Annotated in this window: 12 protein-coding genes and 1 pseudogene; 4 read left to right on the top strand and 9 right to left on the bottom strand. The window is 67.0% G+C overall.

Annotated features, from left to right (window positions below; genetic code table 11):
- Nucleotides 1-782: PPE family protein (locus DQP58_RS23680; protein ID WP_133259427.1), on the bottom strand; the 782-nt coding region annotated here is incomplete at its 3' end.
- A gap of 251 nt (nt 783-1,033) precedes the next feature.
- The gene (locus DQP58_RS23675; protein WP_112710582.1) at nt 1,034-2,425 is read right to left on the bottom strand and encodes a glycine--tRNA ligase; all 1,392 of its coding nucleotides are present in this window, start codon (nt 2,423-2,425) and stop codon (nt 1,034-1,036) included.
- A gap of 190 nt (nt 2,426-2,615) precedes the next feature.
- On the opposite strand from DQP58_RS23675, the gene DQP58_RS23670 reads away from it, so the two are divergent.
- Both DQP58_RS23670 and DQP58_RS23665 read left to right on the top strand, forming a co-directional pair.
- Nucleotides 2,616-3,044, top strand: coding sequence for an ArsR/SmtB family transcription factor (locus DQP58_RS23670; RefSeq protein ID WP_205869525.1), 429 nt, complete (start codon nt 2,616-2,618; stop codon nt 3,042-3,044).
- Nucleotides 3,045-3,117: 73 nt separating this feature from the next.
- Nucleotides 3,118-3,513, top strand: a complete 396-nt coding sequence (locus DQP58_RS23665; protein WP_112710579.1) for a Fur family transcriptional regulator — start codon at nt 3,118-3,120, stop codon at nt 3,511-3,513.
- A gap of 4 nt (nt 3,514-3,517) precedes the next feature.
- On the opposite strand, the gene DQP58_RS23660 is transcribed toward DQP58_RS23665, so the two are convergent.
- Genes DQP58_RS23660 through recO form a run of 3 tightly spaced genes read right to left on the bottom strand, consistent with a single transcriptional unit; the run spans nt 3,518 to nt 5,653 of the window.
- On the bottom strand, nt 3,518-3,946 hold the full coding sequence (locus DQP58_RS23660; protein ID WP_112710578.1) for a hypothetical protein: 429 nt from the start codon (nt 3,944-3,946) through the stop codon (nt 3,518-3,520).
- Nucleotides 3,946-4,854 carry a decaprenyl diphosphate synthase gene (locus DQP58_RS23655; RefSeq protein ID WP_112710581.1) on the bottom strand — a complete coding sequence of 303 codons (909 nt, stop codon included), beginning with the start codon at nt 4,852-4,854 and terminating at the stop codon, nt 3,946-3,948. Before DQP58_RS23655 ends, DQP58_RS23660 begins: the two co-directional genes overlap by 1 nt.
- Before the next feature lies 1 nt (nt 4,855).
- The gene (gene recO / locus DQP58_RS23650; RefSeq protein WP_066869584.1) at nt 4,856-5,653 is read right to left on the bottom strand and encodes a DNA repair protein RecO; all 798 of its coding nucleotides are present in this window, start codon (nt 5,651-5,653) and stop codon (nt 4,856-4,858) included.
- Between the two features lie 61 nt (nt 5,654-5,714).
- On the opposite strand from recO, the gene DQP58_RS23645 reads away from it, so the two are divergent.
- Nucleotides 5,715-7,205: an amidase gene (locus DQP58_RS23645; RefSeq protein ID WP_112710577.1), complete on the top strand. Its 1,491-nt coding sequence runs from the start codon at nt 5,715-5,717 to the stop codon at nt 7,203-7,205.
- A gap of 218 nt (nt 7,206-7,423) precedes the next feature.
- Nucleotides 7,424-7,636 (top strand): hypothetical protein, encoded by a 213-nt coding sequence (locus DQP58_RS27695; protein ID WP_430916591.1) that lies wholly within the window; start codon nt 7,424-7,426, stop codon nt 7,634-7,636.
- Here DQP58_RS27695 and DQP58_RS23635 read toward each other — a convergent pair.
- From DQP58_RS23635 to DQP58_RS23620, 4 genes and pseudogenes are all read right to left on the bottom strand, one after another.
- Complete coding sequence (locus DQP58_RS23635; protein WP_430916589.1) at nt 7,596-8,054, bottom strand: SDR family NAD(P)-dependent oxidoreductase; 459 nt, start codon at nt 8,052-8,054, stop codon at nt 7,596-7,598. The genes DQP58_RS27695 and DQP58_RS23635 overlap by 41 nt on opposite strands.
- Nucleotides 8,055-8,069: 15 nt before the next feature.
- Complete coding sequence (gene era, locus DQP58_RS23630; RefSeq protein WP_112710576.1) at nt 8,070-8,969, bottom strand: GTPase Era; 900 nt, start codon at nt 8,967-8,969, stop codon at nt 8,070-8,072.
- Complete coding sequence (locus tag DQP58_RS23625) at nt 8,962-10,272, bottom strand: hemolysin family protein (protein ID WP_112710575.1); 1,311 nt, start codon at nt 10,270-10,272, stop codon at nt 8,962-8,964. Before DQP58_RS23625 ends, era begins: the two co-directional genes overlap by 8 nt.
- Nucleotides 10,269-11,077 (bottom strand): annotated as a pseudogene (locus tag DQP58_RS23620) (hypothetical protein); the annotation flags it as partial. The pseudogene DQP58_RS23620 and the gene DQP58_RS23625, both read right to left, overlap by 4 nt.

The following is an 11,077-nucleotide window of genomic DNA, read 5'->3' as shown; positions in this document are numbered from 1 at the left end:
AGCGTCACCATGGGCGTCATCAACGCGGTCGCCGGGTACATTCCGGCCTGCGCCACCGACGTCAACGTCGCCACCGGCGTCGACGACAACAACGAGACGGCCGGCGAGAGCGCCCCGAACACCGACTGAAGTTGGGAGACGAACGCGGTCCCCAGCGAGGACAGGCCCTGGAAGAACTGCGATGCGAAACTCAGGGGTGCCGTCACCAACCCGACCAGGCCCGACAGGTCCGCGGCGGGCGCGCCGCCACCAAGGGCCGCCGGCGGCACGCTGAATTCCGGCAGCGCCTGCGCCATCGATTGGGCCCCGGCGTGATAGCCCAACATCGCCGCCACGTCCTGCGCCCACATCTCGACGTACTCGAGCTCGGTCTGTGCGATCGCGGCGGTGTTGATGCCCAAGAAGTTCGTGGCAATCAGCACGAGCAGCCGAGCCCGATTGGCCAGCACCTCCGGCAGCGGCACCGTCGCCACCAGTGCACCCTCGAAAGCCAGTGCGGCGATCCGGGCCTGCAGGGCCGCCACCTCCGCCTGCGCGGCCGCGATGATCAGCCATTGCACGTAGGGCGCCGCGGCGGTGGTCATCGCCATCGACGAGGGCCCCATCCAGGCGCTACCGGCCAAATCGGAAACCGTGGTGTGAAACGACGATGCCGAGGATGACAGCTCGGCGGCCAGCCCGTCCCACGCCGCGGCCGCCTCGAACAGAGGTCCGGCCCCGGGACCGCCGAATATCAAGGCCGAGTTGATCTCAGGAGGGAAGAACACAAACGCGGGAATCATGTGCAACCCCAACCGACCGAGTCAACGGCTCCTGCCCCGGACAGACCGGCATCCACCCGCGGCCATTAGCTATCTACTTATGCCCCACTGGCGATCCTAAGGCACCCGCACCGCGAAAAGCCGGACTTTAAGCAAACCTTATTTCTCGGAATTCGGTGTGGGTGATGACGCATCACGGGCCACACCGGCAGCCGGACCCGCGCCGATGCAACGGGACAGAACAATCTACAAGCCGACCCGAGAGTGGTCGATTAACAACCCTTGAGGCGAGCCGCCAGATAATCCGACACGGCATTCATCGGCACCCGCTCCTGGGACATGTCGTCGCGCCGGCGCACCGTGACGGCGTTGTCCTCGAGTGAGTCGAAATCCACCGTCACGCAGAAGGGCGTGCCGATCTCGTCCTGGCGTCGGTAGCGTCGCCCGATGGCACCGGCGTCGTCGAAATCGATATTCCAGAATTGCCGCAACTCGGCTGCCAGGTCTCGAGCCTTGGGACTCAAGTCCGCGTGCCGGGACAGCGGCAGCACCGCGGCCTTGACCGGGGACAGGCGCGGGTCCAACCGCAGAACCGTGCGTTTTTCCATCTTGCCCTTGGCGTTCGGGGCTTCGTCCTCGGTGTAGGCGTCGATCAAGAACGCCATGAACGACCGCGTCAAACCGGCGGCGGGCTCGATGACATACGGGGTGTAGCGGGTGTCGGTCACCTGGTCGTAGAACGACAGGTCGACGCCGGAATGCTTTGCATGCGTCGACAAGTCGAAATCGGTGCGGTTGGCGACACCTTCCAACTCGCCCCACGGATTACCGGCGAAGCCGAACTTGTACTCGATGTCGACGGTGCGATCGGAGTAGTGCGACAGCTTGTCGGCCGGGTGTTCAAATAACCGCAAGTTCTCCGGGTCGATACCCAGCTCGACATACCATTGCAGGCGGGTGTCGATCCAGTACTGATGCCATTCCTTGGCAGTTGAGGGCTCGACGAAGAACTCCATTTCCATTTGTTCGAACTCGCGGGTCCGGAAAATGAAGTTGCCCGGGGTGATCTCGTTGCGAAAACTCTTGCCGATCTGACCGATTCCGAAGGGCGGCTTCTTGCGGGCGGTCGTCACCACGTTGGCGAAGTTGACGAAGATGCCCTGCGCGGTCTCCGGACGCAGATAGTGCAGGCCCTCCTCGGTTTCGATCGGACCGAGGTATGTCTTGAGCATCATGTTGAATTCGCGGGGCTCGGTCCACCGGCCGGGCTCGCCGGTCTCCGGGTCGCGGATGTCGGCCAGCCCGTTGGGCGGCGGGTGCCCGTGTTTGGCTTCGTAGGCTTCGATGAGATGGTCGGCGCGATAACGCTTGTGGGTGATCAGCGACTCGACCAGCGGGTCGTGGAAGACCTCGACATGGCCGGAGGCCACCCAGACTTGCCGCGGCAAGATGATCGCCGAATCCAGGCCGACGACGTCGTCGCGACCGATGACCACCGAGCGCCACCACTGGCGTTTGATGTTCTCCTTGAACTCCACACCGAGCGGGCCGTAATCCCAAGCCGACCGAGTGCCGCCGTAGATCTCCCCCGAGGGAAAGACGAAGCCGCGCCGTTTGGCCAGGTTCACTACGGTGTCGATGACGGACGCCACGGGGTGGTGCACTCCCTTTCCGGGTTTGAACGGGCACGCGCGGCGCTCGACCGCCGTGCGCAGAGCATCAGTCATGGTAGCGATCGGCACCGCGGTCTTTGACATGCGTCATCATGCATGTGACAGTGGATGGCAGCCGACAACGACTTTCACTGGCGAATACATTCCACTACCTGGCACTTCTCGAGGTGATGCCGCCCCCATGATGACGTCCCCGTCACCTTCTGCCTCGATGCCGGCCGCCGCGGATGGCCACTCGGACCCGGGCGTCCTCGCCCACGACCATGACGCGCTGGGCGCCGCCGGGCACTCCGGAGTGGCCACCTATCCCGTGCCGCCGCCGCGGGACATCCTCGATGCCGCCGGTGAGTTGTTGCGCGCGCTGGCCGCGCCCGTGCGCATCGCCATCGTGCTGCAGCTGCGCGAGTCGCACCGCTGCGTGCACGAGCTGGTGGACGCGCTCGGCGTGCCCCAGCCGCTGGTCAGCCAGCATCTCAAAATCCTCAAGGCGGCCGGCGTGGTCACCGGGGAGCGATCCGGGCGCGAAGTGCTCTACCGGCTCGCCGATCATCACCTCGCGCACATCGTGGTGGATGCCGTCGCGCACGCCAGTGAGGAGCCGCGCCCATGACCCGCGCCAGCGACGATGCAGCGCGAAGCAATGCGGGGGCACCGCCCGCTTGCGGGGGAAAGGAGTGGCGCCGATGAGCGGGGTCAGCGTCCGCTCCACCCGGCAGCGGGCGGCGATCTCCACGCTGCTGGAGACGCTCGACGAGTTCCGCTCGGCCCAAGAGCTGCACGACGAGCTGCGCCGGCGTGGCGAGAACATCGGCCTGACGACCGTCTACCGGACCCTGCAGTCGATGGCCACGGCCGGGATGATCGACACGCTGCGCACCGACACCGGCGAATCGGTCTACCGCCGATGTTCGGAGCACCACCACCACCATCTGGTCTGCCGCAGTTGCGGCGCCACCATCGAGGTGGGCGATCACGAGGTCGAACAGTGGGCCACCGAAGTGGCTGCCAAGCATGGCTTCTCGGACGTCAGCCACACCATCGAGATCTTCGGCACCTGCTCGGATTGCGGGGGCCGGTAACCGGTTACGCCGTCAGCGCCCGACGTATCTCGGCGCCGGTGTCGAGCACCAGCAGGATCAAGGTCCGCAGGGCATCGTCGGTCAGGCCGGCGCCGGGGAAGTTATAGCGCAGCATCACGTCGGCAATTTTAGCCGCACTCCTGCCCGAATTGCGTTGCACCGCTTTATCATTGACCTTCTCGACCATGGTCACGTTACCGAAGTTGCTGTCGCGAGCCTGCTTGGCCACCTGCTCGCTGAGCTTCTTGGTCGACGGCAGATCCCACGCCAGTATCTGGGTTAGTGAGACCAGATCGAGGCCCTCGGCGATGTTGACCACCCGCAACGAGGCGATGGTGGCGTCGTGGCGCACCGTCACGGCGCCGTCGGCCTCCGCCTCGAGCGGAAGGACGTCGCCGAGTATCGATGCCAGGCGCTCCTGCAGCGGCGGCACTATGCGCTCCCGAATCTGCGGTTGCGGGAGGCGTATTCCTCACACGCCGCCCACAAGTCGCGGCGGTCGTAGTCGGGCCACAGCTTGTCCTGAAAGACGTATTCGGCGTAGGCCGCCTGCCACAGCATGAAGTTGCTGGACCGGTGCTCCCCCGAGGTCCGCAGGAACAGGTCCACGTCGGGGATGTCGGGCCGCTGCAGGTGATGCGACACCGTTGACTCGGTGATGCGCTCCGGGTTCAGCCGGCCGGCGGCGGCAAGGCGCGCGATTTCCCTTGTCGCCTCGGCGATCTCGGCGCGACCGCCGTAGTTGACGCAGTAGTTGACGGTGATGACGTCGTTGTCCTTGGTCAGGTCTTCGGCGATCGCCAGTTCGTTGATCACGCTGCGCCACAGCCGCGGCCGCGAACCGACCCACCGGATCTTGACCCCGATGGTGTTCAGGTTCACCCGGCGCATGCGCACCACGTCGCGGTTGAATCCCATCAGGAAGCGGACCTCCTCGGGGGAGCGCTTCCAGTTCTCGGTGGAGAAGGCGTACAGACTGAGCCATTTGATGCCGAGTTCGATTGCGCCACAGACGATGTCGATGACCACTGCCTCGCCCGCCTTGTGGCCGTCGGTGCGGGTCAATCCCTGCTGGGTGGCCCAGCGGCCGTTGCCGTCCATCACGATGGCCACATGGTTGGGCAATCGGTCGGCCTCGATCGTGGGCGCGGCCGCCTTGGAGATGTGCTGCGGGGGCCGGCACGGCCCACCGTCGGCCGGGGGCGGCAGCTCGGGAAAGACGACCGGCCAGGTCGACTTGTCGGGGAACACCGGGTAGTCGTCGGGCGCGGGGGGCAGCTGCGGGAAATCGGCTGACGCCGTGGCGAGCTCGGCCTTTCGGCCCGAGCCGCCGGCCCAGATTTTAGCCACAGTCCATATCCTGCCCGATCAGCGCCGCGCGCTGGTCGGCGATGGTGCGGTCGGCATGATAGGTCCGTTCCACCAGCGGCAGGGTCTTGAGCTGCCGCTCCAGATGCCACTGCAGGTGCGCGGCCACCAGACCGCTGACGTAGTTACGGTGCGACTGCGGGGTCTGCTCGGCGAAGTCCCAATCGCCGTCGTGCAGCGCGGACATCAGGTCCAGCACCCCCGGGGGCGGCGTCGTCGAACCGGCCGGGCGGCAGTGTGTGCAGACACTGCCGCCGGCGCCGACGTGGAACGCCCGATGGGGACCGGGTGTGGCGCACCGGGCGCACTCGTTCAGCGCGGGCGCCCAGCCGGCGATGCCCATCGCGCGCAGCAGGTAGGCGTCCAGCAGGAGGTCCCGGGACCGGCGGCCGTCGGCCACCGCCCGCAACGCGCTCACCGTGAGCCCGTGCAGCGCCGGGGCGGGTGCCCGCTCCTCGCCGGCGAGGCGTTCGGCGGTTTCCAGCATGGCGCACCCGCACGTATAACGGCCGTAGTCGTTGACGATGTCGGTGGCGAACGCGTCAATGGAGACGACTTGGGTGACGATGTCGAGGTTGCGGCCGGGGTGCAGCTGCGCGTCGATATGCGCGAACGGCTCCAGCCGAGCACCGAATTTGCTGCGAGTGCGGCGCACGCCCTTGGCAACCGCGCGGACCAGCCCGTGCTCACGAGTCAGCAGGGTGACGATCCGGTCGGCTTCGCCGAGCTTGTGCTGGCGCAACACAACAGCTCGGTCTCGGTATAGCCGCATCACAATAGTTTTGCACCCCGCCGCGACATTACGGGTATCCGCGCCGTTAGTCTCGTACCCCGTGATTGGCGCTTCTGGGTCGGGTCCCGGGTCCATTTCCGGATCCGGCCACCGGCGCCTGCCCACGCTCACTGACCTGCTCTATCAGCTGGCGAGCCGCTCGGTGACGTCCACCACACTGGTCGGTCGCTCGCTGCACGCCATCCACGCCAGCCAGCCCACGCTCAACGCCTTTCGGGTGGTGCTCACCGAGTCGGCGCTGGCCGACGCCGCCGAGGCCGACCGGCGCCGCGCGGCCGGCGACACCGCCCCGCTGCTGGGGATTCCGATCGCGGTCAAAGACGATGTCGACGTTGCTGGCGTGCCCACCGCCTTCGGGACCGAGGGGACGGTCGCGCCGGCGACGCACGACGCCGAGGTGGTGCGCCGTCTCAAGGCGGCCGGCGCGGTGATCGTCGGCAAGACCAACACCTGCGAGCTCGGCCAGTGGCCGTTCACCAGCGGGCCCGGTTTCGGGCATACCCGCAACCCCTGGTCGCGCCGGCACACCCCGGGCGGATCGTCGGGGGGCAGCGCCGCGGCGGTGGCGGCCGGACTGGTCACCGCGGCCATCGGCTCCGACGGCGCCGGCAGCATCCGCATCCCGGCGGCGTGGACGCACCTGGTCGGCATCAAGCCGCAGCGCGGACGCATCTCGACCTGGCCATTGCCGGAGGCGTTCAACGGCATCACGGTCAACGGCGTGCTGGCCCGGACCGTGGCCGATGCGGCGCTGGTGCTCGACGCCGCCTCCGGGAACGTGGAGGGAGACCGGCACAAGCCGCCGCCGATCGTCGCCTCCGACTACGTGGGTAAGGCGCCCGGCCCGCTGAACATCGCGCTGTCCACCCGGTTCCCCTACACCGGCTTCCGGCCGAAGCTGCACCCGGAGATCCTGGCCGCGACGCGGGCGGTCGGCAAGCAACTCGAACTGCTCGGCCACACCGTGGTGCCGGGCAATCCCGATTACGGCATGCGGCTGTCGTGGGACTTTCTCGCCCGGTCCACCGCGGGCCTGCGCGATTGGGAGGAGCGGCTGGGCGACGGGGTGGTGCTGGACCCCCGCACCCTGTCCAACCTGCGCCTGGGCGCCGTGCTGGGCCAGGCGATCCTGCGCAGCGCGCGTCGCCACGAAGCCGAAGACCAGCGCCGGGTCGGCTCGATCTTTGACATCGTCGACGTGGTGTTGGCGCCGACGACGGCCCAGCCCCCACCCCTGGCACGCGCCTTCGACCGGCTGAGTGGTTTCGGCACCGACCGCGCCATGATCGCGGCGTGCCCGCTGACGTTCCCGTGGAATGTGCTGGGCTGGCCGTCGATCAACGTTCCGGCGGGCTTCACCTCCGAGGGGTTGCCGATCGGTGTGCAGCTGATGGGCCCAGCCAACAGCGAGGGCATGCTGATCTCGCTGGCCGCCGAGCTGGAAGCGGTCAGCGGGTGGGCGAGCGAACAGCCCCAGTCGTGGTGGGACCAGACGACGGACGCTCCGGGCGCCGCCGGCCCCCAGGCCTGACGCCTGTGTTTGCGCAGGTGAGGGCGACAAATTAGCCGCTGACAACTCGGGTACTCGTTGGCGATGGATCAATCGACCGCTCCCCGCCAGGGCCGCGGCACCGACGACCGTGTTCTGTCAGGTGCTGGGCCGCGAACCGTTCCTCGACGACGTGCTGGCCAGCGGTGGGCTGGATCCGCAGAACCAGCAACCAGTATTTGGAGCACGCGGAGGACCTGATGGCCGAAGCCGTCGGCGCCGACGTTGCCTGGTTGCACCTGTGGCAGCTCCCTGCGGTCCGGGCGGCGATGATGTCCGTGGCCGGCGGCGACGGCAGCCTCCTGGTTGGGCGCGACAGTCACAAGTCGATCGTGGCGGGGCTGATCTTCTCGGGTGTGCAGCCGCGCTGGATCACTCCGCGATGGGACGCCGAATACCACTTCTCTCATTGATGCGGACGGTGCTCGCCTGATCCGCGCGACTGTTCAGGCGCCCCGCGGCTTCGACATCACCCGATTGCCAACGGCTTTGGCCCTGTCCGGCAGCAGGCGGTTCGCCGCACCCATGACTTTTGTCAATGCGGAGCCGGCCACCACCTTCTGATCGCCTTGCATCGGCGCCTCGAATCCCTGCCGCGCGACCTGAGCGGGGGTCCTTGCGCATTTTGCCCACCAGGGAATCGACCATCTTGGCGTGGCCGAAGACGTTTGTGTCGGTCGGTCCGGGCATCAAGGCGGTGACAGTGATTGCGGTGTCGCGCAATTCGTCGTGCAGCGCCTGGGCGAAGGATTGGATGAACGACTTCGACGCGTTGTACACCGGCTGATAGGAACCCGGCATCTGGGAGGCGATGGACGAGGTGAACAACACCGTCGCGTGCGATCGCTAAAAGCCCAACCGGCCAAGCTGTTTGGGGTCGCTCTGCCAGTTCTTGGCAACCTTGACCCGCAGATCGAGGTAAACTTTTGTCCCCAATAGCTTTTCGATCTGGGCACGCGCGGCGCTGCCCACCTCCCGCAACCGGGCACCGCCCTTGCCGATGACGATTCCCTTTTGGCTGTCGCGTTCGACGTAGAGCAGGGCATGCACGTCGATCAGGTCGTCGCGATCCTCCCGCGGGTTGACTTCGTCGATGACCACCGCCAACGAATGCGGCAGTTCGTCGCGCACACCCTCGAGGGCGGCCTCCCGGATGAGCTCGGCCATCAGGACCTCTTCGGGTTCGTCGGTCAGCTCACCGTCGGGGTAGTACGCCGGGCCGGGCGGCAGCGCCGCGGCCAGCACGTCAATCAGGATGTCGACTTGCGCCCCGGTGACCGCCGACACCGGCACGATCTCCGCCGAGTCACCCACCAACTCGCTGACCGCCACCAGCTGGGCGGCCACCCGGTCTCTGGGCGTCTTGTCGATCTTGGTGACGATCGCGACCAGCGTCGTCTTCGGCGCGGTCGCGCGAATCTGTTCGACGATCCACCGGTCGCCCGGACCGATCGCTTCGTCGGCCGGAATGCACAGCCCGATCACGTCGACTTCGGAATAGGTATCGCGCACCAGATCGTTGAGCCGCTTGCCCAGCAGGGTTCGCGGCCGGTGCAGGCCCGGCGTGTCGACCAGGATGATCTGGAAGTCGTCGCGGTGCACGATGCCGCGGATGGTGTGCCGGGTGGTCTGCGGCCGGATCGAGGTGATCGCGACCTTGGTCCCGACGAGCGCGTTCGTCAGCGTCGATTTGCCCGTGTTCGGACGGCCCACCAAACATACGAAGCCGGAACGGAATTCAGTCATGCTGCTCGGATTCCTCGCCATCGGATGAACCGTCGGATTCGATCGGGCTGAGCAGCACGGTATTGATCCGCACCCGCCCCCGGTGATCGGTGCCGCCTTCGGCCTGCAGCCGCAGACCGTGCGAGAACACCTCGGCGCCCGGCAGCGGCACCCGGCCCAACTCCAGGGCGAGCAGGCCGCCCACCGTGTCGACGTCGAAATCGTCGTCGAACTCCACCCCGTACAGCTCGCCCAGGTCCTCGATCGGCAACCGCGCCGACACCCGGAAGTGCTTGTCGCCCAGGTCTTCTATCGGCGCCGTCTCCGCCTGGTCGTACTCGTCGGCGATCTCGCCGACTATTTCCTCCAGCACGTCTTCGATGGTGACCAGGCCGGCGATCGCGCCGTACTCGTCGACGAGCAGGGCCATGTGGTTGCGGTCGCGCTGCATTTCCCGCAGCAGCGAGTCCAACGGTTTGGAGTCCGGCACGAAGACGGCCGGCCGCATGACCTTCGACACCGGCGGGGTGCGGCCGCCGTCACCGGACAGAACCGTCTGCTGGACAAGGTCTTTCAGGTACACGACACCAACGATGTCGTCGACGTTTTCACCGATCACCGGGATGCGGGAATGCCCGCTGCGCACCGCCAGGTTGATGGCCTGGCTGGCGAACTTGTCGCTTTCGATCCAGATCATCTCGGTGCGCGGCACCATCACCTCGCGGGCCGGGGTGTCACCGAGTTCGAAGACCGACTGGATCATCCGCCGCTCCTCGGCGGCCACCACGCCGCGCTGCTGAGCCAGGTCGACGACTTCACGCAACTCGATCTCGGAGGCGAACGGGCCGTTGCGCAGGCCACGGCCGGGCGTCACAGCATTACCCAGCACCACCAGCAGGCGGCTGATCGGCATCAGCAGCCACGAAATCGCCTGCAGCGGAAGGACCGTGGTCAGGGCAATGGAGTAGGCGTTTTGACGGCCGAGGGTGCGCGGCCCCACCCCCATCACGACGAAGCTGGTGACCACCATGATGGCCGCGGCGCCGAACAGCCCCCACCTGAGCCCGAAGTTGTCGTAGAGGAACACCACCAACAGCACGGTCGCCGTGATCTCGCAGGTGATCCGCAGCAGCACAACCAGGTTGATGTAGCGGGGCCGTTCGGACATGACCTTGGACAAGGCCACCGCGCCGGGCCGCTCGTCGCGCACCAACTCCTGGACCCTGGCCAGCGACACCGTGCTGATGGCCGCATCGATCGCCGCGAACAGTCCGCCGAGCGCGATCAGCGCGACTGCACCGAGCAGCTCAGACCAGCCGGTCATGAATCAGCGTTCTGCTCCTCGGCCCGGCTCCGGCGAGCGAGCAGCCAGGCGACCAGGCCCACCACCACCGCAAATCCCCCGAAGCGCAGCGCCAAAGTCCATCCGGATTGATTGGGCTGACCGGGCTCCTGATGGTGCACGGCCAGCAGCACCAGGAAGCTGCCGTCGTCGGTCGGCCCGACGCCCGGCGTGGGCTGGGTCTTGATCACCCTGATCTGGGCGGGTGCGCTGCTGGAGTTGTCGATCTGCCCCCAGGCCAGGGTGGAGTCGTCGAGCAGGAAGGTGTCCTGGCCGCCCGCGGGTTGGCTCCCGTCGTGACCCACCACCGACACGTGGCCCACCTCCACGGTCTCGCCCTTGGCGGGAACGGACACCGTGACGTTCTCGTACAACTTCGGCGGCGCCGGCGGCTTGTAGTCGGGCGGCGGCGGACCGTTGTAGCCGTTCAACGGAATTGAGCCCCCACCATAGAAACTGCCCGCGGCTACGTAGCTGTCGCCCACCGCGGTGAACGGGACGACGCCGACGGTCGCGGCGTCGAGCACCATCCGGCCTCCGCGCGGCAGGTACGCCTCCTGATAGGCGCCGTTGTAGAAGTAGCGGAACGTGATCGGCTGATTGAGCGGGTTGTAGATGGTCGGGCGGCGATAGGAGTCGTCGTAGTCGAGGTAGTCCCAGTGGCGCGGCCGGACGAACTTCTGATCGTCCACCTTAAGGATGTCGACGTTCTCCCGGTGCGAACTCACGACGTTCTGCACCCGCTGGTTGAAGTCCACCTGGGTCGGCGGCTTTGGTGGGTTGGCGG

Origin of the sequence: Mycobacterium colombiense, from assembly GCF_003284975.1 — a bacterium.
GTDB lineage: Bacteria > Actinomycetota > Actinomycetes > Mycobacteriales > Mycobacteriaceae > Mycobacterium > Mycobacterium europaeum_A.
This window is presented reverse-complemented; position numbering and strand designations above follow the sequence as displayed.

Coding starts and splice junctions, on each gene's coding strand:
- DQP58_RS23670 (WP_205869525.1), top strand. CDS start 2,616: ATGATGACGTCCCCGTCACCTTCTGCCTCGATGCCGGCCGCCGCGGAT.
- DQP58_RS23665 (WP_112710579.1), top strand. CDS start 3,118: ATGAGCGGGGTCAGCGTCCGCTCCACCCGGCAGCGGGCGGCGATCTCC.
- recO (WP_066869584.1), bottom strand. CDS start 5,653: ATGCGGCTATACCGAGACCGAGCTGTTGTGTTGCGCCAGCACAAGCTC.
- DQP58_RS27695 (WP_430916591.1), top strand. CDS start 7,424: ATGGCCGAAGCCGTCGGCGCCGACGTTGCCTGGTTGCACCTGTGGCAG.
- era (WP_112710576.1), bottom strand. CDS start 8,969: ATGACTGAATTCCGTTCCGGCTTCGTATGTTTGGTGGGCCGTCCGAAC.
- DQP58_RS23625 (WP_112710575.1), bottom strand. CDS start 10,272: ATGACCGGCTGGTCTGAGCTGCTCGGTGCAGTCGCGCTGATCGCGCTC.